Annotated in this window: 26 protein-coding genes and 1 riboswitch; of the genes, 12 read left to right on the forward strand and 14 right to left on the reverse strand. The window is 68.0% G+C overall.

Annotation, left to right across the window (positions count from 1 at the left end; translation table 11 throughout):
• Positions 1 to 9 precede the first annotated feature (9 nt).
• Positions 10 to 1,143 carry a precorrin-3B synthase gene (gene cobG / locus ACFTWF_RS16110; protein ID WP_378462200.1) on the reverse strand — a complete coding sequence of 378 codons (1,134 nt, stop codon included), beginning with the start codon at positions 1,141 to 1,143 and terminating at the stop codon, positions 10 to 12.
• Positions 1,144 to 1,293: riboswitch (cobalamin riboswitch) on the forward strand.
• A gap of 55 nt (positions 1,294 to 1,348) precedes the next feature.
• On the opposite strand from cobG, the gene cobN reads away from it, so the two are divergent.
• The gene (cobN, locus tag ACFTWF_RS16115; protein WP_378462201.1) at positions 1,349 to 4,951 is read left to right on the forward strand and encodes a cobaltochelatase subunit CobN; all 3,603 of its coding nucleotides are present in this window, start codon (positions 1,349 to 1,351) and stop codon (positions 4,949 to 4,951) included.
• A gap of 16 nt (positions 4,952 to 4,967) precedes the next feature.
• On the forward strand, positions 4,968 to 5,363 hold the full coding sequence (locus ACFTWF_RS16120; RefSeq protein WP_141469883.1) for a PPOX class F420-dependent oxidoreductase: 396 nt from the start codon (positions 4,968 to 4,970) through the stop codon (positions 5,361 to 5,363).
• A 45-nt stretch (positions 5,364 to 5,408) separates the two neighbouring features.
• Here ACFTWF_RS16120 and ACFTWF_RS16125 read toward each other — a convergent pair whose 3' ends face one another.
• The gene (locus tag ACFTWF_RS16125) at positions 5,409 to 5,993 is read right to left on the reverse strand and encodes a TetR/AcrR family transcriptional regulator (protein WP_378462202.1); all 585 of its coding nucleotides are present in this window, start codon (positions 5,991 to 5,993) and stop codon (positions 5,409 to 5,411) included.
• A gap of 78 nt (positions 5,994 to 6,071) precedes the next feature.
• On the opposite strand from ACFTWF_RS16125, the gene ACFTWF_RS16130 reads away from it, so the two are divergent.
• Positions 6,072 to 7,259 carry a DUF418 domain-containing protein gene (locus ACFTWF_RS16130; RefSeq protein WP_378462203.1) on the forward strand — a complete coding sequence of 396 codons (1,188 nt, stop codon included), beginning with the start codon at positions 6,072 to 6,074 and terminating at the stop codon, positions 7,257 to 7,259.
• Here the strand turns inward: ACFTWF_RS16130 and ACFTWF_RS16135 are convergent.
• From ACFTWF_RS16135 to ACFTWF_RS16155, 5 genes are all read right to left on the reverse strand, one after another.
• Complete coding sequence (locus ACFTWF_RS16135; protein WP_378462204.1) at positions 7,228 to 7,578, reverse strand: ANTAR domain-containing protein; 351 nt, start codon at positions 7,576 to 7,578, stop codon at positions 7,228 to 7,230. The two genes, ACFTWF_RS16130 and ACFTWF_RS16135, sit on opposite strands and share 32 nt — an antisense overlap.
• Positions 7,575 to 7,781: a hypothetical protein gene (locus tag ACFTWF_RS16140; RefSeq protein ID WP_378462205.1), complete on the reverse strand. Its 207-nt coding sequence runs from the start codon at positions 7,779 to 7,781 to the stop codon at positions 7,575 to 7,577. Before ACFTWF_RS16140 ends, ACFTWF_RS16135 begins: the two co-directional genes overlap by 4 nt.
• A 219-nt stretch (positions 7,782 to 8,000) precedes the next feature.
• Entirely contained in the window at positions 8,001 to 9,362 is a 1,362-nt protein-coding gene (locus tag ACFTWF_RS16145; RefSeq protein WP_378462206.1) for a metallopeptidase TldD-related protein, read from the reverse strand.
• Positions 9,359 to 10,879, reverse strand: coding sequence for a TldD/PmbA family protein (locus ACFTWF_RS16150; protein ID WP_378462207.1), 1,521 nt, complete (start codon positions 10,877 to 10,879; stop codon positions 9,359 to 9,361). The genes ACFTWF_RS16145 and ACFTWF_RS16150 overlap by 4 nt, the downstream gene beginning before the upstream one ends.
• A 22-nt stretch (positions 10,880 to 10,901) precedes the next feature.
• Entirely contained in the window at positions 10,902 to 11,669 is a 768-nt protein-coding gene (locus ACFTWF_RS16155; RefSeq protein ID WP_378462208.1) for a TSUP family transporter, read from the reverse strand.
• Between the two features lie 46 nt (positions 11,670 to 11,715).
• Between ACFTWF_RS16155 and ACFTWF_RS16160 the strand changes: the two genes are divergently transcribed.
• On the forward strand, positions 11,716 to 12,879 hold the full coding sequence (locus ACFTWF_RS16160; protein WP_378462209.1) for a sensor histidine kinase: 1,164 nt from the start codon (positions 11,716 to 11,718) through the stop codon (positions 12,877 to 12,879).
• 25 nt (positions 12,880 to 12,904) lie between these two features.
• Here ACFTWF_RS16160 and ACFTWF_RS16165 read toward each other — a convergent pair whose 3' ends face one another.
• A complete protein-coding gene (locus ACFTWF_RS16165) occupies positions 12,905 to 13,309 on the reverse strand; it encodes a hypothetical protein (protein ID WP_378462210.1) in 405 nt (134 codons plus the stop codon).
• Positions 13,310 to 13,440: 131 nt separating this feature from the next.
• Between ACFTWF_RS16165 and ACFTWF_RS16170 the strand changes: the two genes are divergently transcribed.
• Positions 13,441 to 13,710 carry a metal-sensitive transcriptional regulator gene (locus ACFTWF_RS16170; RefSeq protein ID WP_378462366.1) on the forward strand — a complete coding sequence of 90 codons (270 nt, stop codon included), beginning with the start codon at positions 13,441 to 13,443 and terminating at the stop codon, positions 13,708 to 13,710.
• Positions 13,711 to 13,752: 42 nt separating this feature from the next.
• Entirely contained in the window at positions 13,753 to 14,154 is a 402-nt protein-coding gene (locus ACFTWF_RS16175) for a DUF302 domain-containing protein (protein WP_378462211.1), read from the forward strand.
• Positions 14,155 to 14,171: 17 nt separating this feature from the next.
• Here the strand turns inward: ACFTWF_RS16175 and ACFTWF_RS16180 are convergent, their stop codons facing one another.
• Both ACFTWF_RS16180 and ACFTWF_RS16185 read right to left on the reverse strand, forming a co-directional pair.
• Positions 14,172 to 15,827 (reverse strand): amidohydrolase, encoded by a 1,656-nt coding sequence (locus tag ACFTWF_RS16180; protein ID WP_378462212.1) that lies wholly within the window; start codon positions 15,825 to 15,827, stop codon positions 14,172 to 14,174.
• A 45-nt stretch (positions 15,828 to 15,872) separates the two neighbouring features.
• On the reverse strand, positions 15,873 to 17,402 hold the full coding sequence (locus ACFTWF_RS16185) for an APC family permease (protein ID WP_378462213.1): 1,530 nt from the start codon (positions 17,400 to 17,402) through the stop codon (positions 15,873 to 15,875).
• Between the two features lie 129 nt (positions 17,403 to 17,531).
• Between ACFTWF_RS16185 and ACFTWF_RS16190 the strand changes: the two genes are divergently transcribed.
• Complete coding sequence (locus tag ACFTWF_RS16190) at positions 17,532 to 18,260, forward strand: TetR/AcrR family transcriptional regulator (RefSeq protein ID WP_378462214.1); 729 nt, start codon at positions 17,532 to 17,534, stop codon at positions 18,258 to 18,260.
• A gap of 4 nt (positions 18,261 to 18,264) precedes the next feature.
• Here ACFTWF_RS16190 and ACFTWF_RS16195 read toward each other — a convergent pair whose 3' ends face one another.
• A complete protein-coding gene (locus tag ACFTWF_RS16195) occupies positions 18,265 to 18,903 on the reverse strand; it encodes a class I SAM-dependent methyltransferase (RefSeq protein ID WP_378462215.1) in 639 nt (212 codons plus the stop codon).
• Between the two features lie 227 nt (positions 18,904 to 19,130).
• Between ACFTWF_RS16195 and arr the strand changes: the two genes are divergently transcribed.
• Positions 19,131 to 19,550: an NAD(+)--rifampin ADP-ribosyltransferase gene (gene arr, locus ACFTWF_RS16200; protein ID WP_378462216.1), complete on the forward strand. Its 420-nt coding sequence runs from the start codon at positions 19,131 to 19,133 to the stop codon at positions 19,548 to 19,550.
• A 112-nt stretch (positions 19,551 to 19,662) separates the two neighbouring features.
• Positions 19,663 to 20,043 (forward strand): VOC family protein, encoded by a 381-nt coding sequence (locus ACFTWF_RS16205; protein WP_378462217.1) that lies wholly within the window; start codon positions 19,663 to 19,665, stop codon positions 20,041 to 20,043.
• Positions 20,044 to 20,131: 88 nt separating this feature from the next.
• Here the strand turns inward: ACFTWF_RS16205 and ACFTWF_RS16210 are convergent, their stop codons facing one another.
• Complete coding sequence (locus ACFTWF_RS16210; protein ID WP_378462218.1) at positions 20,132 to 20,497, reverse strand: peroxiredoxin; 366 nt, start codon at positions 20,495 to 20,497, stop codon at positions 20,132 to 20,134.
• A gap of 102 nt (positions 20,498 to 20,599) precedes the next feature.
• Between ACFTWF_RS16210 and ACFTWF_RS16215 the strand changes: the two genes are divergently transcribed.
• The 3 genes from ACFTWF_RS16215 to ACFTWF_RS16225 all read left to right on the forward strand — a co-directional run bounded on the left by ACFTWF_RS16215 (position 20,600) and on the right by ACFTWF_RS16225 (position 22,079).
• A complete protein-coding gene (locus ACFTWF_RS16215) occupies positions 20,600 to 20,941 on the forward strand; it encodes an ArsR/SmtB family transcription factor (RefSeq protein ID WP_378462219.1) in 342 nt (113 codons plus the stop codon).
• Positions 20,942 to 20,944: 3 nt separating this feature from the next.
• Positions 20,945 to 21,430 carry an SRPBCC domain-containing protein gene (locus ACFTWF_RS16220; RefSeq protein ID WP_378462220.1) on the forward strand — a complete coding sequence of 162 codons (486 nt, stop codon included), beginning with the start codon at positions 20,945 to 20,947 and terminating at the stop codon, positions 21,428 to 21,430.
• 103 nt (positions 21,431 to 21,533) lie between these two features.
• Complete coding sequence (locus ACFTWF_RS16225; RefSeq protein ID WP_378462221.1) at positions 21,534 to 22,079, forward strand: dihydrofolate reductase family protein; 546 nt, start codon at positions 21,534 to 21,536, stop codon at positions 22,077 to 22,079.
• Between the two features lie 60 nt (positions 22,080 to 22,139).
• On the opposite strand, the gene ACFTWF_RS16230 is transcribed toward ACFTWF_RS16225, so the two are convergent.
• A complete protein-coding gene (locus ACFTWF_RS16230) occupies positions 22,140 to 22,472 on the reverse strand; it encodes a hypothetical protein (protein ID WP_378462222.1) in 333 nt (110 codons plus the stop codon).
• 75 nt (positions 22,473 to 22,547) lie between these two features.
• Positions 22,548 to 24,113 carry a hypothetical protein gene (locus ACFTWF_RS16235; RefSeq protein ID WP_378462223.1) on the reverse strand — a complete coding sequence of 522 codons (1,566 nt, stop codon included), beginning with the start codon at positions 24,111 to 24,113 and terminating at the stop codon, positions 22,548 to 22,550.
• Between the last annotated feature and the right edge of the window lie 47 nt (positions 24,114 to 24,160).

Raw genomic sequence — 24,160 nt, forward strand, 5'->3', positions numbered from 1 at the left:
GGACCGTGTTCACGGCTCCTCCACCCGGTAACCCGTCTCGGTCGCGACGACGTCGGCGACCGCACCCTTCGGCCGTCCGCAGCAGCGTTCGCAGCCCGACCAGTGCTGCCGCCCCGCCACCGGGAGTTCACCGCTCGCGACGGCGTCCCGTGCGTCGGAGCGGACATCGGCGAGTGCCTTCTCGCAACCGGGTTGCCCGGTGCACGCACTGACGTTCAGCCAGGGAGAATTCTCGTCGAAGATCAGGCCCATCGGGGCGAGGACGCGCACCACCTGCTCGGCGGACCACTCGTCGAGGCCGCACAGCAGCACCGACTTCCACGGCGTGACGATCACCGGCCTCTCGACCGCGGCGAGGAACTCCGCCAACCGGGCGTCGAGGATCCCGAACGCCAGACCGCCACCGAGCGTCACGTTGCCGTCCGGTTGGTCCAGCCACCCGATGGGTGGCCGATGCTCGTCGAACCCGCGCACCGGTTCCGCGGTCGGGGTGAGGGCGAGCGCCGCCAGTGTCCGGTCGACCCCGTCGGCGATCTCGGACAGCCGCCAGTGCCGATCACGCAGTTCCAGGAAGACACGCGCGGCGTCGAGCAGCACGGACACCGTCTCCGTCCTCGTGATCCGGGCGCCGCTGTCCCGCCCGGCAAGGACCAGGGCCACCTCCGTCTCGCTCACCGCATGGACGCCGAAGTCGCCGCCGAGCGCCGAGACGTCGCCGCGACCGTCGTCGAGGGTGAACAGGGTGCGGCCGGGCAGTTCCGCCAGCGCGGAGTCCGCGCACAACGTCCGGTCGAGGTCGTCGACCAGATCCCGCAGATCCGCGAGACCACCGATCCGGCCGGTCAGCGGCGAGACGAGGATGTTGCGCACCCGCTCGTGCGTCTCCGACGGCAGAAGGCCCACCTCGGCGAGGCGCCGGGCGAACTCCCGTGGGTCACCCACCGCCCGCAGTTGCGCGTTGCCCCGGGACGTCAGTTCGATCTCGCCGTTCCCGAGGTCGCGGGCCGACTCCGCGAGCGTCTGCAGCTGGGGAGAGGTCAGCACACCTCCGGGGAGGCGGACCCGGGCGAGCGCACCGTCGGCGGCCTGGTGGACCTGCAGCGCGCCGGGGCACGCATCGGGGCGGGAACGGGAGTCGACCATGGTCCCAGGTTACGTGCGGGCCCGGGTAGCATCACCAGCACTTGCGACGGCAGGAGAGGAAACCGGTGAAAATCCGGTGCGGTCGCGCCACTGTGAGCTCGCCGAACCCGGTGGGCGAGCCAGACCCTCACCTGCCGTCCTCCGACCGGCGGTTCCGCACAGAACCACTGCCACGGGGCGCGACACCCCCAGGAAGGCTCCACACGTGATCCTGCTGCTCTCCACCTCCGACACCGACCTGCTCAGCGCACGCGCCAGCGGGGCGGACTACCGCTGGGCGAACCCGGCCCGGCTGCTGGTCGAGGAGGACCTGCCGGGACTGCTCGACGGCGCCGACCTGGTCGTCGTGCGCATCCTCGGCGGTAAGCGGGCGTGGGCGGAGGGCCTCGACGCGGTCCTGGCCAGCGGACTGCCCGTGGTGGTTCTCGGCGGCGAGCACGCACCGGACGCCGAGCTGATGGAGTGCTCGACCGTCACCGCCGGTGTGTCGGCGGAGGCACACAACTATCTCGCCGAGGGCGGCGCCGACAACCTCGCCCAGCTGCACCACTTCCTGTCGGACACCGTGCTGCTGACCGGCCACGGTTTCGAGGCGCCGGTGCACCTGCCGAGCTGGGGGGTCGCGCCGTTCGCCCCCGCCGTCGCACCGGACCGCCCCACCATCGCCGTTCTCTACTACCGCGCCCAGCACCTGGCCGGGAACACCCGCTACATCGAGGCGCTGTGCGACGCCGTCGAGGCGGCGGGCGGCACACCGCTGCCGATCTTCTGCGCGTCACTGCGCACCGCCGAGCCGGAGCTGCTGACGACGCTGCGCCGCGCGGACGCGATGGTCGTCACCGTGCTCGCCGCCGGCGGCACCAAGCCGGCCGGCGTCTCGGCCGGTGGCGACGACGAGGCCTGGGATGTGGCCGCGCTGGCCGCGCTGGACGTGCCGATCCTGCAGGGGCTGTGCCTGACCAGCAGCCGGGAGTCGTGGGAGTCCAACGACGACGGGCTGTCGCCGCTCGACGTCGCCACCCAGGTCGCGGTCCCCGAATTCGACGGCCGCCTCATCACGGTGCCGTTCTCGTTCAAGGAGATCGACGCCGACGGGCTGTCCACCTACGTTCCCGACGCCGAACGCGCCTCCCGGGTCGCGGGCATCGCCGTCCGGCACGCCCGGCTCCGGCACATCCCCGCTCAGGAGCGCCGGATCGCCCTGATGCTGTCGGCGTACCCGACGAAGCACGCCCGCATCGGCAACGCCGTCGGCCTCGACACCCCGGCCAGCGCCATCCGGTTGCTCACCGAGATGCGGGCCGCCGGATACGACCTGGGCCCCGCGGACGGGCCCGACGCCGTCCCCGGCCTCGCCGCCCGGGACGGCGACGCGCTGATCCACGCCCTCATCGCCGCCGGCGGCCAGGACCCGGACTGGCTGACCGACGAGCAACTCGAGGAAAACCCGATCCGGATCTCCGCCGCCCGTTACCGCGAGTGGTTCTCGGCGCTGCCCGCCGAACTGCGCGAGGGTGTCGAGGAACACTGGGGCCCCGCCCCGGGCGAGCTGTATGTCGATCGCTCCCAGGACCCTGCCGGTGAAATCGTCATCGCCGCAATGCAGTTCGGCAATCTCGTGCTGATGGTGCAGCCGCCGCGGGGATTCGGGGAGAAGCCGGTCGCGATCTACCACGACCCCGACCTGCCGCCGAGCCACCACTACCTCGCCGCCTACCGGTGGATCGCGGCGGACGCCGCCGCCGGTGGTTTCGGCGCCGACGCCGTCGTCCACCTCGGCAAGCACGGCAACCTCGAATGGCTGCCGGGGAAGACGCTCGGCATGTCCGCGTCGTGCGGCACCGACGCCGCGCTCGGCGACCTGCCGCTGATCTACCCGTTCCTCGTCAACGACCCGGGGGAGGGCACGCAGGCCAAGCGCCGCGCCCACGCGACCCTCGTCGATCACCTGATCCCGCCGATGGCCCGCGCCGAGAGTTACGGCGACATCTCGCGGCTCGAGCAACTCCTCGACGAGCACTCGAACATCTCCGCGCTCGACCCGTCCAAGCTGCCTGCCATCCGCCAGCAGATCTGGACGCTGATGCGCGCCGCCAAGATGGATCACGACCTCGGGCTCGAGGAACGTCCCGAGGAGGACGTGTTCGACGACATGCTGCTGCACGTCGACGGCTGGCTGTGCGAGATCAAGGACGTCCAGATCCGCGACGGCCTCCACGTTCTCGGCGAGGCGCCGCGCGACGACGCCGAGGTCGAACTGGTACTCGCCATGCTGCGTGCCCGGCAGATGTGGGGCGGCGAGCAGAACGTGCCCGGACTCCGCGAGGCGCTCGGCCTCAGCGAGGACGGCGACGAATCCCGCACCCGCGTGGACGAGATCGAGCAGCAGGCGCACGCGCTGGTGCGGGGCATGCACGACGCCGACTGGAATCCGGACGCCGCCGACACCCTCACCGGCGACGCCACGGTCGCGAAGATTCTGCGGTTCGCCGCCACCGAGGTGGTGCCCCGACTGCGGGAGACCGACAACGAGATCGCCCAGGTGCTGCACGCACTCGACGGCGGATTCATCGCCGCCGGTCCGAGCGGTTCCCCCCTGCGCGGCCTGATCAACGTGCTCCCGACGGGCCGGAACTTCTACTCCGTCGACCCGAAGGCCGTGCCGTCCCGGCTCGCCTGGGAGACCGGTCAGGCGATGGCCGAATCGCTGCTGGACCGCTACAAGTCCGATCACGGGGAGTGGCCGCGGTCGGTGGGACTGTCCGTGTGGGGCACGTCCGCGATGCGCACGTCCGGCGACGACATCGCCGAGGTGTTCGCGCTCCTCGGCGTCCGCCCGGTATGGGACGAGGCGAGCCGCCGCGTGGTGAACCTCGAGGTGATCGACCTCGCGGAACTGGGCCGCCCGCGCATCGACGTCACGGTCCGGATCAGTGGCTTCTTCCGGGACGCGTTCCCGCATGTGCTGGCGCTGCTCGACGACGCCGTCCGGCTCGTCGCCGCCCTGGACGAACCGGCGGAGAGCAACTTCGTGCGCGCCCATGCGCAAGCGGATATCGCGGAGCACGGCGACGAACGGCGCGCGACCACCCGCATCTTCGGCTCGAAGCCGGGCACCTACGGGGCCGGACTACTGCAGCTGATCGACTCCAAGAGCTGGCGCGGCGACGCCGACCTCGCCGACGTGTACACCACGTGGGGTGGCTTCGCGTACGGCCGCGGACTCGACGGCGCCCCAGCCGCCGACGACATGCGGACGGCGTACCGGCGAATCACCGTGGCGGCCAAGAACACCGACACCCGCGAGCACGACATCGCCGACGCCGACGACTACTTCCAGTACCACGGCGGCATGGTCGCGACCGTGCGGGCGCTCACCGGGAAGTCGCCCGAGGCCTACATCGGCGACAGCACCCGGCCGGAATCGGTGCGCACCCGGACCCTGTCGGAGGAGACGTCCCGGGTGTTCCGCGCGCGCGTCGTGAACCCGCGGTGGCTCGAGGCGATGCGCCGGCACGGCTACAAGGGCGCGTTCGAGATGGCGGCCACCGTCGACTACCTGTTCGGCTACGACGCCACCACCAACGTCGTCGCCGACTGGATGTACGAGAAACTCGCCGAGTCCTATGTGCTCGACGAGCAGAACCGCAAGTTCATGGAACAGTCCAATCCGTGGGCCCTGCACGGCATAGCCGAACGCCTCCTCGAGGCGGCCGAGCGCGACATGTGGGAGCACCCCGAGCAGCAGACCCTCGACGGACTGCGGCAGGTCTACCTCGAAACCGAAGGCGAACTCGAAGGAGACTGACCGGCTTCGGTCTAGCATGGGCCGGGTGACCACAGAATTCGATCGGGTGTCGTCCGCGAAGTATGTCCTGCTCACCACGTTTCGGAAAGACGGCACCCCGGTAGCGACGCCGCTGTGGGCTGCCGCCGACGGTGACCGTCTGCTGATGTGGACGGTCACCGACTCCTACAAGGTCAAGCGGATCCGCCGCAATCCGGAGGTGACGGTGGCCGCGTGCGATGCGCGAGGTAAGCCGAAGGGCCCCGAGGTTCCCGCGCGCGCCGTCATCCTCGACGCCGCGGACACCGATCACACGCGCGACGTGATCGCCCGCAAGTACGGCATCCTCGGCTGGCTCACGATGAAAGGCAGCCTCCTGCGGCGTGGGAAGACGGGCACCATCGGGCTCGCCCTCACCGCCGACGACCGGTAGCGAGCGCGCCCGCGATCGGCGCGTGGGCACCGCACGTCCCGCTGGTCAGGCCAGACCGCGGAGATGCTCGGCGATCATGCGCTGCGCGGTGTCCGGGGTGTCGGTGTCGCCGAGCAGTACGTGCATCGCAGCACCATCGACGAGGGCGTGCAGGCGCATTGCCTCGGCGTCGACGTCGAGGCCGGGCGCGATCAACCCCCGTTGGGCGAGGCCGGTCAGGATCGCCGCGCACGCACCGCGGAGTTGCCGCTGGGCGTCGAGAGCGATCTCCTTCAGCATCGGATGGGCGGGACTCTCGGCGACCAGGGCCAGGTTCACTTCCATTTCGCAGCGCCGGCGATCGTCGAGGGGGAGCGCCTCGTCCAGCACGGCCAGCGCACGCTGCCACGGGTCGGCGATCGTCGCGTGTGCCTGCGCTCGTTCGCGGACCCGCGTCGCGACGAGTCGCATGGAGTAGGCGAGAAGTTCGGCCTTGCTGGCGAAGACGTGCCGCAGTGAGCCGCTCGAGATTCCGGCCTCGGCGGCCACGTCACGGACGGACACCGCACCGATGCCGTCGCGCTGGATCACCCGCCACACCGCCTCGGCGATCTCCTGCTGCCTCTGGTTGTGGTCGATGAGTCTCGGCACCCCACCATGCTAACACGGTCGTGTTAGCATGACTTTTGCTGGCACGACCGTACTAATAAGCAACGGGGGTCCGACCGTATGACGCCGCAACGACCGACGTCCCGCCGCTACGCCGCGCTCGACGTCGTCCGCGGTTCGGCGATTCTGGGAACGCTGGGCACCAACATCTGGATCTTCACCGACGTCGAGGGCCTGGTCGGCTATCTGAACGGCACCGGCCGGGCGACCGGCGCGTGGGCGCCGGTGCAGGCCGTGCTGCAGCAGTTCGCGCAGGGAAAGTTCCTCGGCCTGCTCACCCTCATGTTCGGCATCGGGCTGGTGATCCAGCAGCGTTCCGCCCGGTGTCAGGGTCTGCGGTGGCCTGGTGGGTACCCCTGGCGCGCAGGACTTCTGATGGTGGACGGCGTGCTGCACTTCCTGTTGTTCACCGAGTTCGACGTCCTGACCGGGTACGCGCTCACCGGCCTGATCGTCGCGTTCATCCTGACGACGGGCGTTCGCGCACAACGGGTGTGGGCGGTGGGTGCGGTGACCGTGCACCTGGCGATGCTGGCCCTCGTTGCCGCGGCGGTAGCTTCGGCGCCGGCTCGGGAACCGCGGCCGCTGTCCCCGAATCCCTACGCCGACGGCAGTTTCCGGGATCTCGTCGCCTTCCGCATCGACAACATGGTGCTGTTCCGCCTCGAGGTGGTCTTCATCCTGCCGCTGTCGATCGCACTGTTCCTCGTCGGCGCGCACCTCTTCGAGGCACGCATCCTGGAGTCGGACCGCGGTGCCCTCCGACGCCGTCTGATGGTGGTGGGGCTGGGGGTGGCGCTCCCGCTCGACTTCACCCTCGGACTCCTCGGTGGCGACGCCGGGCTGCTGCTGGGCAGGTACGGAACCGCGCCGCTGGTGGCAGTGGGGCTCCTGGCGGCGATTGCGCACCGCTACGCAGACGGGCGTGAACCCGGCGCGGCCGGCCGCGCACTGTCGAACGTGGGCAGGATGGCGCTCAGTTGCTATGTGCTGCAGAACATCCTGTGTTCGACCGTCTGCTACGGCTGGGGTTTCGGGCTGGCCGCCCGATCGGATGGCGCCACCGTCGTTCCGGGCACCCTCGTCCTGTTCGGCGTCGTCTCGGCGACCCTGATCCTCGTGTCCCGCCTGTGGCTGGGGTGGTTCGATCGAGGACCACTCGAATGGCTCACGCACCGCGCCTACGAGCGCCTCGCCCGCGCCCACGGAGACCGCGTCACCGCGCCAGCAGTGTCGTCCACTCCCTGAACTCGAGCGCGTACTTCGGTGCCGGTGTCGTCACCGAGGGGCACGGCTGCCGCCGGGTGGCCAGTTCCACCAGCGACTTCGCTGCCCGCATCACACTGACGTGATGATGTCGGGACACGTCGAGCAACTCCTCGAATGCCTCCGTGTCGCCGTATCCGCGGGTGGCGATGAGAATGCCCTTCGCGGTGGCGAGAACTTCGCGTCCGTCCGGGTGGCGGTGCGGAATCGAATGTGCCGGCGGTGCTGCCGCCTCGAGTACGTCGTTCGACAAAGTGATCTCCTGGATTGGGGTGCTTCGCTGATTCCGTGGGGCGGTCATACCGCCGCCACCATCAGCGCCGTGGCGAGGACGACGATCAGCCCTCCCGCCGCGGCGACCAGAACGGAACCGGTGATGATGCCGATACCGGTCGCGCAGACGAGGCACACGAACGTCGTCAGTGCCACATCGGCGAGACCGAATCGTCTCGTGACCCTGGTGGGGCCGTGAAGCGCCTCGCGGATGCGAGTGTCGGAGTGCATGAAACCTCCTGGTCGGACGTGCAAGGGCGGTACCCGGCGCATGCAGCGACAACGCGGCGACACGATGGGTGGTGGCCCCGCTTTCTGGAGACCTGAATATGACATCCGCGGCGAAACGTCTCTGGAGTGAGAAATCTCATAGGCGGGATGTCTGCAGCATTTATAACGGAAACTGCACGGGCTGTCACCTAGACGAGCGTCCGCATAGAATCCTGGGGCTCAGAGCGCCTTGCTGACCGACGACATGTGAAAATCCGGAATGCGCAGCGGCGGCATCGCCGTACGGGTGAACCAGTCCTTCCATTCGCGCGGGAGCGTCCGCTCAGTGGCCCCGGCCTGGGTGACCCTGCGCAGCAGATCGAGAGGACTCTCGTTGAACCGGAAATTGTTGACGGCACCCGTGACCTTGCCGTTCTCGACGAGATAGACGCCGTCCCGCGTCAAACCGGTGAGCAGCAGCGTGGCGGGGTCGACCTCCCGGATGTACCAGAGGGTGGTCAGCAGCAGACCGCGTTCGGTCTCGGCCACCATCTGGTCCAGCGACACCGAACCCCCCGCGTCGAGGATCAGGTTGTCGCCGGGCACGGTCGCCTCGGCGCCGAACTCCTTCGCCGCGGCCCGCGGATACGCGAGGGCGTTGACGGTGCCGTCGCGCACCCAGTCGACCCGCCCCGCGTCCATGCCGTTGTCGAAGACGGACAGGGCTTCGGACGACGACCCGGTGACGACGAACGGCGCGTACTCCAGGCCGAGCGCGGCCGGATCGGACGAGAGGGTCAGTGGGAGCGCACTCAGCTTCTCACCGACCCGGGTGCCGCCGGGCGCCGACAGGGCGGAATGCCCCTCTTCCGCGGCCCGCCCCTCCATCGTCCACAGGAGGTAGATCATGAGGTCCGCGACCGCGGAGGGCGGCAGGATCGTCTCGTAACGGCCCGCGGGCAACGCCACACGGTTGCGGGCCCAATCGAGTCGGGTCGACAGATCCTGCAATAACTTCACGCTCGCCACATCCGTGAAGTCCTTGGTGCTGGTGCCCACCCAGGCGCTGGCGTCGCCGCGTTTGCCGTTGATCTCGACCGATCCGGTGGGCTGAGCGAACCGGCGCCGGATTCCGGACGACGTGGCCAGCCAGGTGGTGTGCAACTGGTGATGGGCGAAACCGTAGAGCTGGTCGTCGCCGTCGAAGCCCATGCTCAGATCCTGGGCCAGCTGCTCGAACGCGCCGATCTCGGTTCGCTCGGCCGGAGTCTCCCAGTGCTCGTCGGTGCCGGAACCGGTGAGCAGGGGCATCGCGTCTGATGCGGGCGTGGCTGCGCGCGCGGCGATTTCGGCTGAACGCACCACGCCGTCGATGTCAGCGGCGTCGACACTCGCCGACGTGACGATGCCGACCATCGCATCCTCACCGGCCCGGACGATCGAGATCACCGTCCAGCTGCGGGAGGTGGACACGCCGTTGGTGGTCATCGAGTTGCCCGCCCACCGCAGGGCGGCCTCGCTGGCGTCGGTGACGATCACGATCGTCTCGTCGACGGTGGCGCGGGCCAGGACCTGCTCGACGAGTTGCTGCGGTGCGATCATCGGCCGCCTTCCGTCCGGGTGTTCAGTACGTTCACGCCGCGGAAGAGCGCCGCCGGGCAGCCGTGGCTGACCGCCGCGACCTGACCGGGCTGCGCCTTGCCGCAGTTGAATGCGCCGCCGAGCTGCCAGGTGGACCGGCCGCCGACGGCGTCCATCGAACCCCAGAAATCCGTGGTGGTCGCCTGATACGCGACGTCGCGGAGTTGCCCGTCGAGTTTCCCGCCGCGGATGCGGTAGAACCGCTGACCGGTGAACTGGAAGTTGTAGCGCTGCATGTCGATCGACCAGGACTTGTCGCCGACCACAAAGATGCCGTCCTCCACACCCGAGATCAGATCGTCCGTGCTGCGATCGGTGTCGGGATCGGGCTGCAGCGACACATTGGCCATCCGCTGGATCGGAACGTGGTGCGGCGAGTCGGCGTACGAGCAGCCGTTCGAACGCTCCAGCCCGAGTCGCGGCGCGAACGCCCGGTCGAGTTGGTAACCGACGAGGAGTCCGTCGGCGACCAGGTCCCACGACTGCGTTGCCACGCCCTCGTCGTCGTAGCCGACGGTGGCCAGCCCGTGCCGTTCGGTCCGGTCGGCGGTGACGTGCATGATCGGCGTCCCGTACTGCAGCGTGCCCAGCAGGTCGGGGGTGGCGAACGACGTCCCGGCATAGGCGGCCTCGTAGCCGATGGCGCGGTCGTATTCGGTGGCGTGCCCGATGGACTCGTGGATCGTCAACCACAGGTTGGTGGGGTCGATCACCAGATCCGTGGGGCCGGCCACCACGGTCGGGGCCTTCACCTTCTCGGCCAGCAGATGGGGGATCTCCGCGAGTTCGCCGGTCCAGTCCCACACGCCGTCACCGGCGACGTACTCCCATCCGCGCCCGACCGGGGGCGCGAGGGTGCGCATCGTCTCGAACACGCCGGCCGACTGGTCGACGGTGGTGGCCTCGAGTTGCGGATGCAGCCGCACCCGCTGCTGCACGATGGACGATCCGGCGAGATCGGCGTAGAACGTCTGCTCCTTCACCTGCAGGCAGCCTGCGGTGACGTGGTCGACGCCGTCCGACGCGAGCATCCTGCGGGAGTATTCGCCGAGCAGCGAGATCTTCTCGGCGGCGGGAACTTCGAACGGATCGACGTCGTAGTCGGACACCCAGTGGACGTCGGTGTACACCGGTTCGCCTGCCAGTTCGACGTGCTCCCGGTTGAGTCCGCGCAGCGCACGGGCGACGGCCACCGCCTGCTCCGCGGTGGCGGCGGCCGTCGTGGGCGTCAGCTCGGCGTGTGAGGCGAAACCCCACGTGCCGTCGACGAGGACGCGCACCGCGAAGCCGAGTTCGTCGGTGTCGACCGCCGACTGCACCTCGCCGTCGCGCAGTCGCAGCGACTGGCTGGTGAGGCGGTGCACGCGCAGGTCGGCGTGCGACGCCCCGGCCGCACGCGCCGCGGTGAGTGCCGCGTCCGCCAGCGAACGCAGCGGAAGGGCAAGGAATTCCGGATCAACCTGTCGTGGAGCCGTCACCTGGACCACCGTAGTCGGTCGCTCAGGCGAATTGCTGCCAACCCAACCGGATCACCATGGCGATCACCACGATCAGCAGGGTGATCCGGACGAAACCGGCGCCCCTGCTCAGGGCCATCCGCGAACCGGTGACCGCGCCGATCACGTTGCACACCGCCATGCTCAGACCGAGCGCCCACAGCACGTGACCGGTGGCGGCGAAGAACACCAGCGCACCCAGATTCGATCCGAGGTTGATCACCTTCGCCATCGCGGCGCTGCGCACGAATTCGGTACCGAGGAAGGTCGCGAAGCTGATGATGAGGAAGGTGCCGGTGCCCGGACCGAACAGGCCGTCGTAGAAGCCGAGGAGGCCGGCGGAGAGCAGGACGACCGCGGCGACCTTCCGCCGGGTCGGCGGATCCTTCGCCAGCGTGGTCCCCAGCTGGGGCCGGATCGTCACGAACACGGCGACACCGACGAGCACCGCCATGATCAGCGGGATGAAGACGTCCTTGTCGATCCGCGACACCGTCGCGGCGCCGAGCGCGGATGTGATCGCCGCGAGCAGGCCGGCCGGAACCAGCAACCGCCAATTCATCGGGATGCGCCGTGCGAACGTAACCACGGCGGCGGACGTGCCGGTGAACGCGGTGAGTTTGTTGGTGGCCAGCGCCGCCTGCGGCGTCAGCTGCGGGGCGACGAGGAACAGCGCGGGGATGAGAATCAGCCCACCGCCGCCCACCACGGCGTCGACCCACCCGGCGGCTGTCGCGGCGGTGAGAAGAAGCGCCCAGTCACCCACACTCATGGTGCTGACTCAACCACACCCACCGCGAGGTACTTACGCTGTGCACATGCGGAGGTTCAGTCTGTGGCTGCGAGGAAAGCCGACGGTTGCGGACTCGATGCTGGCGGCAATCCTGTTTGCCCTCGAGGTGTTCGCCTTCACCGCGGCGGGGGATCGCTCACCGTGGGTGCAGCTCGTCCTCGGCTTCCTGCTGTGCCTGCCCATCGTGTGGCGCCGCACCTACCCGCGTGCCGCGGCCGGGGCGATTCTCGTGGTGTCGATCACGATCACCTTCGTCAGTTATTCGATCGACGATCTCCAGGCCGAGCATCCCGGATTGCTGGCCCTCGCGGTCGGGCTCTACACCCTCGTCGCCTACGTCGACCGGCGTGCCGCCGCCGTGTACGCGGTCGGCCTGGTACTCGACTCCGCGCTCGCCATCTGGCTGCTCGAGCAGGGGCCGCTGGAGGCCGGTCTGTATTCGGCGCTGATCTTTGCGCTGTCGTGGATCACGGCGGAGTTCCTCGGGGCCCGCCGGGCGTACGACGAGGAGGTGGCGGCACGGCTCGCCGTCGCCGACTACGACCGGGACCGGCGTGCCGAGGACGCGGTCGCGGCCGAGCGCACTCGGATCGCGCGGGAGTTGCACGACGTGGTCGCCCACGCCGTGAGCGTGATGATCGTGCAGGCCGACGGTGCGTCCTACGCGTTGAAGAACAATCCCGAGATCGCGAAGCAGGCGCTCACCAACATCGCGAGCACCGGACGGGAGGCACTGGCGGAACTGCGGCGCACCGTGTCGCTGCTGCGCACCGAACCTGCGACCGACGACATGCCCCAGCACGGGACGGCCGGTCTCGCCCGGCTGGTCGACATGATGCGGAGCGCGGGTCTGCCGGTGGAACTGGAGTTGACGGGAAAGCTGGACGACATCAGCCCCGCGGTCAGTCTGGGCGTCCACCGCCTCGTTCAGGAATCGCTGACCAACGTGCTGCGGCACGCAGGAGAACGCCCGCGCGCGAAGGTGCGGGTCCGTCGCCGCGAGACGGATGTCCTCGTCGAAATCACCGACAACGGCAACTCGTCGGGCCAGTTCTCCCTCGGGTCCGGCAACGGATTGCTGGGCATGCGCGAGCGGGTGGCCGTGCTGCACGGCACGCTCGAGGCGGGACGGCAGACCGACGGAAGCTGGCGGGTCACCGCCGAGTTGCCTCTCGAACCGGAGGAGTGAGCGGCTCGGTCACTCCGTCTCTCGGTCACTCCGTCTCTCGGGGGGTCGGTTCCTCCTGCTGGTCGAGGACGCTGACGGTGACGCCGTAGGGGAGGAACCGCACCGAGCGGTGCGGATCGGTATTGTGCTTGTGGGCGCGGAGCGCGTCGAGTTCGGTGGCATACACCTGTTCGACGCGGGCGACACCCTCGGCGTCGACCGTGTAGATCGCCCACACGCCGTCACCGGTCTCGCCGGTCGTCTCCGGCTTCGAACCGGGGCGCGGTGACCGGGCGAAGTCGGCGAAGACGCCCGACCACGGAATCTGCGCATCCGCCTGGTCGAGGAACCTGACGATGCGGTCCTTGACGCCCTGCAATTCCTCGCCCGCCTCCCGGATCACGCGGTCGAGATCGTCGGGGTCGAACCCGAACGGCCTGTTGTCGCCCATCACTGTCTCCTGACTTCGGCGGGACACCTCCAGTGTGGCCGTGGAAGCCGATCGGCGCCACGACGGCCTCCGAGTCGCACCAAAATACCCCCAGGGGTACTGTGGTGAGAAACCTACGGAAGGGCAACACCATGGTCGGCGACGAAGACAGCATCGCCCTGGTACTCAATCGGCTGCGCCGTGCGCACGGTCAGCTCGCCGGCGTGATCTCGATGATCGAGCAGGGCCGCGAGTGCAAGGACGTCGTCACCCAACTCGCCGCCGTCTCGCGGGCGCTCGACAGGGCCGGATTCAAGATCGTCGCCACCGGTCTGCGGGAATGCCTGACGGGCGAGACCTCGGAGGGCGCCGAGCCCATGACCGAAGCCGAACTCGAAAAACTCTTCCTCGCGCTCGCCTGAACGGCGACACCCGCCCTCGTCACACAGAAAGCAGGAATGATCATGAATCTCGCACTGTCTGCCACTCTGCACACCACCTTCGCCGACGCGGTGGAGCGCACTCGGCAGGCGCTGTCCGAGCAGGGCTTCGGCGTGCTCACCGAAATCGACATGAAGGCGACGCTGAAAGCGAAACTCGGTGAGGACATGGAGGACTACCTCATCCTCGGCGCATGCAACCCGCCGCTCGCACACCGCGCCGTCACCGTGGACCGGCAGATCGGCCTGCTGCTGCCCTGCAATGTGGTGGTCCGCGCCGACACGTCCGCCGACGGCACGATCATCGTCGACGCGATGAACCCGCGACTGATGGTCGACGTGACCGGCGAACCGGCATTGCAGGACGTCGCAGACGAGGCCACGACCAAGCTCCGGGCCGCGATCGACGCCCTCGGGGCGCAGTAGGGCCGATTATCGGCATCTCACGCATTCGGCGCGGTGTAGACGCGGTCACCGCCCACATAGGTCAGAGCCACGCGAGTGTCGGCGATCGCGTCGTCGCCGAAAGTGAACGGATCCCGGTCGAGGACCACCAGATCGGCGAGCTTGCCCACCTCGATGCTTCCGGTGTCGTCGAGACGATTCACGTACGCGGACCCCGCGGTGTACGCGGTGAGCGCAGCCGTGAGATCGAGGCGCTGCTCCGGTAGGAACACGGGGTGGTCCCGGCCGTCCTCACCGGGCAGCACGCGGTTGACCGCGACATGGATGCCGTGGATCGGGTCGGCGCTGCTGACCGGCCAGTCGCTGCCGGCTGCCAGGGTGGCGCCCGCGCGCAGCAGGGAACCGAACGGATACTGCCGGCCGGCGCGTTCGTCGCCGAGGAACGGGATGGTGAGCTCGTCCATCTGCGGTTCGTGCGCCGCCCACAGCGGCTGCATGTTGGCCGTGGCGCCGAGTGCGCGGAAGCGCGGAATGTCGCTGGGGTGCACCACCTGCAGATGAGCGAGGTGCGGTCGGGTGTCGCGGAATCCGTTGGCCGTCCGGGCCGCGTGCACCGCGTCGAGCGCATCGCGTACCGCGCGATCACCGAGGGCGTGGAAGTGCACTTGGAATCCGAGGGCATCGAGCTCGGTGACATAGCCGCGCAGTTGTTCGGGATCGATGAAGCTGGTGCCGGAATGAGCGGTAGGACAACCACATCCATCGAGATACGGGGAGATCATGGCCGCGGTCCGGGACTCCGCGACACCGTCGAGCATGACCTTCACGGTATCGGCCCGCATCCGTCCCACTCGGAGGCGGGAGCGCCGCTCGAGCAGTTCGGGAATCTGGTCGGCGCCCCGATCGCGATCCCACCACAGCGCGCCCGCCACCCGCGCGGTGAGAGATCCGTCCCGTGCTGCCGTCAGGTAGGCGTCCGAGACGTCGGCGATGCCCGAAGCATCGCCGAGAAGCGCGTCCTGCCAGGCCGTGATGCCGAGCGAATGCAGGTACCGCTGGGCGAAGAGGAGTGCCTTCAGTCGGTCGTCGGGGGTGTGTTGCGGAGTGTGGCAGCCGATCAGCTCCATCGCCGACTCCTGGAACATGCCGGTCGGCTCGCCGTCGGCGTCGCGTTCGATGCGTCCGCCGACGGGATCCGGGGTGTGCCGGGTGACGCCGGCGACGTCCATGGCTCTGGTGTTCGCCCACCCCCCGTGGTGGTCGCGGTTGGGCAGGAACACCGGACGATCGGGGACGACCGTGTCGAGGAGTCGCGCGGTGGGTGTGCCCCCGTCGAACGCTTCCATCGACCACCCGCCCCCGACGATCCACGGCACCTCCGGGTTTTCCTCGGCGTAGGTGCGGACGGCGGCGAGGGTGGAGGCCGCGTCGCTGGTGCCTGTGAGGTTGCAGCGGGCGTATTCGAGGCCTGCCAGCACGGGATGGATGTGCGCGTCCTGGAAACCGGGCAACAGCATCCGTCCGGTGAGGTCCACGACCTCGGTGTGAGGGCCGATCAGTTCCCGGACCTCGTCGTGGCCCACCGCCGATATCCGGCCGCCGGTGACGGCGACGGTCGTGGCACGGCTTCGGGCAGGGTTCAGGGTGGCAACGGATCCGCCGGTGAAGAGCAGATCTGCGGGTGCTGCTGACATCGAAAATCTCCTGTCGGGAAGTGCTGGTGTCGGATGGCGGGCCGGTCAGAACGGGATGGTGACGGGGACGTCTGCGGGCGTGTCGAGCAGGTCCGCGTCGCCGGCGTCCGTTCCCCGTCCGGTGACGAAATACGGCGACTTCCGGACCCACTTCGCGTGCGCGGCCACCACCAGCCCGGAGATCACGATCAGCACCGGGAACAGCAGCTGGAACCAGCCGTTGGCTGCGCTGAATTCGAGATGATCGGCGGAGGTGTAGAAGATCCAGCCCAGATAGCCGCCCAGTGCCAGCAGCACCAGCGCACTGAGCGCGGGAGACACCACCGCACGCAGTCCCTCCCACGGATGCTCCCACAGCACTCTCCGGAACCGCACCGCGGCCGCAAGCGCGGTCAGGCCGTACCAGAGGGCGACGACCAGACCGATCGAGCTGATTCCGGCACCGAGAAGGTCGCTCAGCTTGGGAATGACCGTGGCCAGCAACGCAACCCCTGCGGAGATGCCGCCGAGCAGCACCGTGCCGGCTGCGGGGGTTCCGTAGCGGGAATGGATCCGGGTCCACACCGGGCCGAGCGTGCGGTCCCGGCCCATGGCGAACAGTCCACGGGCACTGGGAATCACGGTCGCCTGGAGTGAGGCGACGACGGAGAACATCAGCGCGATCACCGGTAGCGCTGCCAGGGGTCGGCCGGCGAGCGCCTCACCGAGGAACGCGAGCCCGACGGTCCCGTTGTCCGCGAGCTCCGCCGGAGTGAGGACGCGCTGGAAGGATACCGCGCCGAGCAGGAACAACCCGAGTGCCAGGAAAACGGTGATCACACCCGCGCGGGAGGCATCGCGGGGGTCGCGCACCTCCTCGCTCACGCTGAACGCCGCCTCGAAACCCCAGTAGAAGAAGACCGCGATCACCATGCCCTGCGCGAGCAACGCAAACGAGGGAATCGCAAACGGATTGAACCAGTCGAGTGAGAACGGCTGGCTGCCGGCGAACAGCCCGTACACGCAGAAACCGATCAGCACGGCGTATTCGAAGACGAGGAGATACTTCTGCAGCCGCGCCGCGACCGCGACGCCCCGGACGGCGGTGAAGGTGACCGCCCCCAGGATGACCAGTCCCACCAGTGTGGACTGCAGCGTGGAGTCCGGGTCGAGAACGAGCCCCCCGATGCCGTGCACACCGGCCATGCCCCCGAGTTGCAGGATCGCCGACCCGGCGATGGCGGTGGTGTAGGCCATGAACACCACGACCGCGATGATCGCCATCCAGCCCGTGAGGAAGCCCAGCCACGGATTGAGGCTGCGGCCCACCCACACGTAGCTGTTTCCGCAGTTGGGCTCGACACGATTGAGCCGAGCGTATCCGCCGGCAATTCCGAGGATCGGGACGAAGGCCAGCAGGAGCACCACCGGCATCTGGAGTCCGACCACGGCTGCGATGACTCCCAGGCCGACGCCGATGCTGGTCGTCGCCGCGGTACTGGACGCGGCGATCGCGATTCCGTCCACGATCCCGAGGGTCTTGGGGAGACCCGTCGCCTGTGGTGCGCCGGCTGTACCGGTGTTCTGTGCTGCCATGTGTGCGTCGCTTTCGCTGGGTGGATGTCGAGATCGGGGTGCCGCGCGCTGCCTGTGACATGCAACACCTTCGCCGTTTACATCGTCAACGGTGTTGGCATAAGGTGGCCGGGGCGCAAGGAGGCGGTCATGGCGAAGCAGGTGGTCCCAGAATCGGCCCGGCGCAGGCGGAGGCCGACGAAGCAGGGTGCCGTGCTCTCGGAGAAGTTGATCGTGGACACGGCCCTGCGCTTGCTCCGCCACCACGGCAGTGCAGGTCTGTCGGTCCGCCGTCTCGGCGTTGCACTCGGCGCCGACCCCAGCACCCTCTACCGGTATTTCGACGGCATCGACGACCTGACGTTGGCGATCGCCGACGAACTGATCGGCCGGTCGTTCCACGGATGGGAGCCCACGGGGGACTGGTGGCGCGATCTGCATTCCCTCGGAATACGTTCGCACGCATCATATTTGGACCACCCTCAGGCGGCGGTCCTGTCGGCGAGCCGAGTCAGTGGCCGCACCTCCGAAAAGTCCGCTGTCGAGACGATCCTCGGAATTCTGCGCGAGGCGGGATTTCCCGACGGCGCCGCGGTGCGCCTCTACCGCGCCTACGTGGATCAGATGCTGGCCTTCGCGGCCCTCGACGGTGCCGAACTCGCGCTACCCGACGACGTGCGTGAGTCCGACCGGCAACTGTGGCGCTCCTCCTACGCACAGCTTCCGGCCGAAACTCATCCGCACATCGCGGCGACCGCGGAACTTCTCGTAGACCTCTCCGAACGCAGCGCCTATCCGGACGCCCTCGAACTGCTCCTCGACGGTGCGCGTGCCCTGCTGCACCGTCTGGACTCCGCGCGCGGAACGACCACCCCGTGACGACTCACGGGGTGCTGTGCCGGCGTGCGGTGATTGCGCCGTGCGGTCTGCAACCGATCCCAGTCCGTGTATGTGTCTCGAGCACGTCGAAGCCGGCCGCGACCAATTCCCGGCCGAGTTCGGCCACCGGCCATCGATAGGCGGTGGTCACGGCGTGGCCGAAGGCCTCCACGGTTTCTCCTTCGAAGAAGCCCACCAACAACCCTCCGCCCGGCCGGATCACGCGCGCGAACTCGGTGAGCGGAACCCGGATGTCCCGCGGACCGTGGTGAATGAGCGAGTACCAGGACAGCACACCACCCAGCGATTTCGTCGCGGCGCCCAATGCCTCGAAGCGGCCGACGTCGAAGGTGAGGTCCGGATACCGTATGCGCGCTCGTTCGACGAACTCGGGAACCAGATCGATCCCGCTCACCGCGGATCCGCACTCGGCCAGGAAGTCGGTCCACAGCCCCGGACCGCACCCCGCATCGAGCACGGGACCTGTCAGGGCGGCGGCCCAGCTGCTCACCAGGGTCCGATCGGATGGGTGCGTCGACGTCATGGCGCCGAAGAGCTCCACGTACTCCTCGGATCTGGCCGAATACGACTCTCGGACGGTGTCGCCTGATTGGGTGCTCGTGTTCTCCACGCGGTCAATCATCGTCGATGCGACGCGCACCTGGTTCCGATCTGCGGACCGCCCACCGGTATCACACCGGAATCGATACCGGAATCGATACCGGAGCAATAAGATTCGACCGGACGATTTCCATCCACAGGACTCGACGTGGTGTGTCCCCTTCTCACTCTATGGCAGGGAGAGGGCCTTGTGGCAAGACCCCTGGCGTGCTGCACAATCGTCGAACCGACAACAACGGAGGATTTGCCGTGACGAAACCTTTTGTAGTGCACGAGTCGGGCGCGCTCCTCCACGGCACCAGGGCGGACCTGTCGGTGGGTGATGTGCTGGTGCCGGGGCGCCCGTCGAACTATGCCGCAGGACGCGTCTCGAACCACGTCTATGTGACGCACACGTTGGACGCCGCCGTGTGGGGAGCCGAGTTGGCTACCGGTGACGGCCCGTGTCGGATCTACATCGTGGAACCGGAAGGCGCACTGGAGGACGACCCGAACGTGACGGACAAGAAGTTTCCGGGAAATCCGACCCGCTCCTACCGCACCCGGGAGCCCGTGAGAATTGTCGGCGAGCTCACGGACTGGGTGGGGCATTCACCCGAACAGCTTCAGGCCATGCGGGACGGCTTGGCGGACCTCGAGCGCCGGGGACTTGCCGTCATCTACGACTAGGTCCGGGGCGCGCCGATGTTAGTCCGGGATCGGATTCGCACCCGTACCATCGTGTACGTCGTAGGGTCGCGCGTGGCCGCTCCTCGAAATCGCCGCCGAGAGAAGGTTCGTCATGGCATGTCGTATCAGTGAGCTCGTCCTCGGTTGCCGCAACCCCGAGGTGCTGGCGCGGTTCTGGTGCGAGGTCCTGGATTTCGTCGTGCTCGATCGCGAGGACGACGGCACGTTGGAGATCGGGCCTCGCGAAGGCTTCGGCGGGCCGCAGCCGACGATCATCCTCAGTCGAAGGGATGAGCCGGAGAAGGGGAAATCCCGCTTGCACATCGACGTGAACGCCACCGATCGCGATCAGGACGCCGAACTCGAACGCCTTCTCGCGCTCGGCGCTCGCCCGGCCGACATCGGCCAGGCAGGGGAGGAGCAGTGGCACGTTCTGGTCGACCCCGAAGGCAACGAATTCTGTCTGCTCAAAACCCGTCTCGACCCACTCTGAGGGTCGCCGTCCCCGGAACTGCACCTCGTCTCCCGAGTCGACTCACCGTGCACGGGTCACCGGCGCGGCTCCACCGCCCTACCGCCGGTCAATAACTGAACGTCACGGCCCCTTCGTCGCCGATCCACTTCCACATCGGCACCGTCCCGGCGAGTTCGGCGTTGGCGACCAGCGCGTCCTTGTCGAGGTGCTTGGCCTCGAAGCAGATCGGACACACCATGTAGATGCCGCCCGCATTCTTGTATCGCGCTGCCAGATCGGGCAGCGGCGGACATCCTTCGCAGGCGACCCCCTGAATCGTGCCGTCGAGCGCGAGTCGTACCGCTTCCTTCGTGAGAAACATCAGCGTCTCGCGCTGTTGTTCTGCCGCGCCGACCGCGACCAGAAACGCAACCGTCACCTTCTCGGCGTCCTCGAGACCGGTGGTGAGACTGACCACTGCTTTATTACTCATGGATTCGAGTCTTCGCCGCGCGCGGAATGCCGACAAGGGGTAGGTGGATCCAGGCGGACATCCGGTCTTGCACATACAACCAATTGGTTGTATGTTTCTGTTGTGTCAGAAACGGACGAGGACCGGGCCGATGCCCTGTTCCACGCGCTGTCCGATCGAACGAGGCGCGACATCATGCGTCGCGTGCTGGCCGGCGAGCACTCCGTCTCCACGCTGGCAGCGAAGTACGAAATGAGCTTCGCTGCCGTACAGAAGCACGTCGCCGTTCTCCAGAAGTCCGGTCTACTCGTCAAACGACGCAGCGGCCGTGAACAACTCGCCACGGGCGATGTGGAAGCAGTTCGCGCGGTGTCATCCATGCTGGCCGAGCTGGAACAGGTTTGGCGCGGTCGGATTGCGCGCATCGACGAACTGATCGCAACGCAACCCCAACGGAAGGAATGAACGATGCCTGTCACCAACGTCAGCCATGACGCCGATGCACTGACCCTGACCATCACCGCCGAATTCGCCGCGCCCCGAGCGCGGATCTGGCAGATCTATGCCGATCCTCGTCAGCTCGAGAAGATCTGGGGTCCGCCGACCTACCCGGCGACAGTGGTCGACCATGAGTTCACCCCCGGCGGTCGGGTCACCTACTACATGACCGGACCGGAAGGCGACAAACATGCGGGCTACTGGAATATCATCTCCATCGATGAGCCTGCCGGCTTCACCTTCACCGACGGATTCGCCGACGCGGATTTCACCCCGATCGAATCGATGCCCGTGTCCGCCAACGAGTTCTCCTTCCAGGACCAGGACGGCAGCACCATCGCCACTTACGTCAGCACCTATGCGACCGCCGAAGGTCTCCAGCAGGTGCTCGACATGGGTGTGGTGGAGGGCGCGTCGCAGGCGATCGGCCAGATCGACGATCTCATCAAGGGTTGACCTCCGACGCGACGCCGCCCGCGTTGCGCTGGGCGACACTCTGGGCTGGGCTCGGAAACTGCGCCGGCGATGATTCTGCGGCCGACTCGAAGTCGGTATGTATATGAGGACACTCGCAATCACCCAGAACATCACCCTCGACGGCTCCATCGAGATGCTCGGGTCCTGGTTCGACCCCACCGACCAGGACCCGGAGCTGATGGAGGCGACCCGACTCCAGTCCGAGCGCGCCGACGCGATCCTGCTGGGCCGGCAGACGTTCGAGGACTTCCGCGGCTTCTGGCCCCAGCAGACCGATGACCGGACCGGGACTACCGACGAGCTCAACCGGATTCAGAAGTACGTCGTATCCGCGACCATGGTCGACCCTGGGTGGCGGAACTCGACCGTGCTCGCCGGTGACTGGATCGACCAGGTGCGGGCCCTGAAGGAGCAGGAGGGCCACGACATCGTGGTCACAGGCAGCATCACGCTCACCCATGCCTTGATCGAGTGCGGCCTGGTCGACGAATACCGGTTGTTCGTCTACCCCACCGTGCAGGGGAAGGGGAGAAGGTTGTTCCCCGATGGGTACGAGATGCCGAGGCTGCTCCTGCTCGAGGCCCGAGGTTTCCCGAACGGCGTCTCGCTGCTGCGATACATCGTCTGAGCGGGGTTCGCGGGCGCCGACCGAGCCTCACACCACATCCCGCCGAGATCGTGGTCACGATCAGTGATTCCGGGCCGGGGGTAGGTCGCGTTGCACCAATCGCAGCTGGTCCACTGAAATGATGCCGGGAAAGTAGTAGAAGCCCTCGGGCGACTGGATCAGGTCGTCATCGTCGATGCCGTGGACCTCCCACACGTCCACGGCTCCGCCCGTGTTGTTCATCCGCACGAACCAGTCGCATTCCCGCTCACCGGCGGCGAGGAAGGAGCCCTGCTGCTCGGGGCCGTAGCTTCCGGCGATTCCGCGAGCAGCGCCCGTACGGCTGTAGTCCAATCCGTATCGGGCAATGGAATCACGGTTCGACACCGAGCTGACGTGGTAGCGGGTTGGCATTCCCCACGCTAGCTGCGAACCTCCGCATTGCGCCGCATATTCGGAGCATGGGGCCGCCGGAAAGCCGGGCCCTGGTCAGCCGGCGAGCGGAACCAGGGTGAAGTGGCCGACGCCGCGCGCGGCGGAATACACATCCCACGACATCGGCCCGCGGGGACCGTGCCCCTCCCCGTACCGGAGATCGAACGCGGGATTCACCGGCGCGAGGCGGTAATCGAAGAAGGCGTAGTTGCCCCGCAGCAGCGTGCGTGCCGGTTCGTTCGCGTCGGCGAGCCGGGGCACCAACCTGTCCTCCACCACCAATCCGCGGTCGGAGAACTCGTCGACCATGACGCATTCGCAGAAGTACGCGAGGGTGCCGATCTCACCGGGCGATCGCACCGGCGCGTCCCCGACCAGTGCGCCGACCGCGCGGCCGACCCGCTCGTAGTCGTGTGCGCTCGCCCAGTTGCCGAAGATGGGCGGCGCGTCCCAGGGGAGACCGCCCTCCACGTCGTAATACACAGCGCCTGCCCCCAGCATGAGCAGCAGGACGGCTGGTGCCCCGGCGACTCCGCGGTCCGACGTGCCGCGTGCGGCCGTCCAGTAGAGACCGACCACGAGGGCCGCGAAGACCGCCAGCGTCGTCGCGGGCGCCACGTAATACCAGTGGTACGGCACGGTATCGAGGACGACGTAGGCGACGTAGTAGAGAGCACCGGACACGCCGAGCGCGAGCACAGGCCCCGGCACGGGGACCGCTCGCTGCCGTCCCCGGGCGTACGCGACGAGGGCGAGCGCGAGCAGAAGAACTGCGAGGGCGGCGGGACCGAACGACGCCACCGTCCGCCACGGGTTGGATTCGAAGTACATGACGGGTCCGGTGAGGTAGTTGAAACCCCCCACGTCGGAGGCCTGCCCCTGTTTGATCAGGAATGTATCGGGCAGAGCCGAACCGAGGACGACCCAGCTGAACACGTACCAGGGTCCGGCGACGGCGGCAAAGCCGGCCGTGGTGCGGCGCACCTGGGTGCGGATCGCCGGTGACAGGGCCGCGATGACGACGACGAACACGAGCAGGTCCAGACGCACCAGCACCGCCGTGCCGGCAGCCGCACCGAACCAGGCGGCCTTGCCTTCGAGTGCCAGCCACACCATCACGACGACGGCGGCCGGTATCAGTAGCACCTCGAGCCCGACCGCGGACAGCACGAACGGGTTGAACACCACCAGCGCACCGGCGAGCCACGCCCAGCCGGGCCCGATGCCCAGGCGCTGACATATCCGCGCCAGCACCCATCCCATCAGGCCGGTGACCGCCGCGTTGAGCATTCCGAGTGCGAGCAGGGGATCGCCCGGGCCCCACAACCTGGTGAGGAATGTCAGTGCGCCGAGCGCGAGCACATTCAACGGGGACGTCGACGTGTTCGCGGTCAGCCCGTGGACGATCGCCCACTCCCCGTGGACCGCCAGGTTCCGGGCGGCCGACAAGCTGATGTAGGCATCGTCGGTGAGGCTTCCGGAGACAATCCAGAACAATACGGCTGCCACCGCAGCGCCGGCTGCGGCGAGGATCGCCGGCTTCCGGATCGAGTGCGGTCGCGGCGACGGCGTCAGCCGGTCGATCGGCTCGTTCAGCAATCCTGTGGACACCGCGCACATCCTAGAGAGTGCAGGCGGGATCTCTGCTCGCAGTACCGAATTGTTCA

The organism is Rhodococcus sp. NPDC056960 (assembly GCF_042674125.1).
GTDB lineage: Bacteria > Actinomycetota > Actinomycetes > Mycobacteriales > Mycobacteriaceae > Rhodococcus_F.

Bases quoted from the DNA above. Each gene is read 5' to 3' on its own strand.
- ACFTWF_RS16225 (WP_378462221.1), top strand. From the start codon at position 21,534: ATGAGGACACTCGCAATCACCCAGAACATCACCCTCGACGGCTCCATC.
- ACFTWF_RS16210 (WP_378462218.1), bottom strand. From the start codon at position 20,497: ATGAGTAATAAAGCAGTGGTCAGTCTCACCACCGGTCTCGAGGACGCC.
- ACFTWF_RS16130 (WP_378462203.1), top strand. From the start codon at position 6,072: ATGACGCCGCAACGACCGACGTCCCGCCGCTACGCCGCGCTCGACGTC.
- ACFTWF_RS16180 (WP_378462212.1), bottom strand. From the start codon at position 15,827: ATGTCAGCAGCACCCGCAGATCTGCTCTTCACCGGCGGATCCGTTGCC.
- ACFTWF_RS16165 (WP_378462210.1), bottom strand. From the start codon at position 13,309: ATGGGCGACAACAGGCCGTTCGGGTTCGACCCCGACGATCTCGACCGC.
- ACFTWF_RS16235 (WP_378462223.1), bottom strand. From the start codon at position 24,113: ATGTGCGCGGTGTCCACAGGATTGCTGAACGAGCCGATCGACCGGCTG.
- ACFTWF_RS16140 (WP_378462205.1), bottom strand. From the start codon at position 7,781: ATGCACTCCGACACTCGCATCCGCGAGGCGCTTCACGGCCCCACCAGG.
- ACFTWF_RS16230 (WP_378462222.1), bottom strand. From the start codon at position 22,472: ATGCCAACCCGCTACCACGTCAGCTCGGTGTCGAACCGTGATTCCATT.
- ACFTWF_RS16220 (WP_378462220.1), top strand. From the start codon at position 20,945: ATGCCTGTCACCAACGTCAGCCATGACGCCGATGCACTGACCCTGACC.
- ACFTWF_RS16145 (WP_378462206.1), bottom strand. From the start codon at position 9,362: ATGATCGCACCGCAGCAACTCGTCGAGCAGGTCCTGGCCCGCGCCACC.
- ACFTWF_RS16190 (WP_378462214.1), top strand. From the start codon at position 17,532: ATGGCGAAGCAGGTGGTCCCAGAATCGGCCCGGCGCAGGCGGAGGCCG.
- ACFTWF_RS16170 (WP_378462366.1), top strand. From the start codon at position 13,441: ATGGTCGGCGACGAAGACAGCATCGCCCTGGTACTCAATCGGCTGCGC.
- cobG (WP_378462200.1), bottom strand. From the start codon at position 1,143: ATGGTCGACTCCCGTTCCCGCCCCGATGCGTGCCCCGGCGCGCTGCAG.
- ACFTWF_RS16155 (WP_378462208.1), bottom strand. From the start codon at position 11,669: ATGAGTGTGGGTGACTGGGCGCTTCTTCTCACCGCCGCGACAGCCGCC.
- ACFTWF_RS16135 (WP_378462204.1), bottom strand. From the start codon at position 7,578: ATGACCGCCCCACGGAATCAGCGAAGCACCCCAATCCAGGAGATCACT.
- ACFTWF_RS16120 (WP_141469883.1), top strand. From the start codon at position 4,968: ATGGGCCGGGTGACCACAGAATTCGATCGGGTGTCGTCCGCGAAGTAT.
- ACFTWF_RS16175 (WP_378462211.1), top strand. From the start codon at position 13,753: ATGAATCTCGCACTGTCTGCCACTCTGCACACCACCTTCGCCGACGCG.
- ACFTWF_RS16205 (WP_378462217.1), top strand. From the start codon at position 19,663: ATGGCATGTCGTATCAGTGAGCTCGTCCTCGGTTGCCGCAACCCCGAG.
- ACFTWF_RS16160 (WP_378462209.1), top strand. From the start codon at position 11,716: ATGCGGAGGTTCAGTCTGTGGCTGCGAGGAAAGCCGACGGTTGCGGAC.
- ACFTWF_RS16185 (WP_378462213.1), bottom strand. From the start codon at position 17,402: ATGGCAGCACAGAACACCGGTACAGCCGGCGCACCACAGGCGACGGGT.
- ACFTWF_RS16195 (WP_378462215.1), bottom strand. From the start codon at position 18,903: ATGATTGACCGCGTGGAGAACACGAGCACCCAATCAGGCGACACCGTC.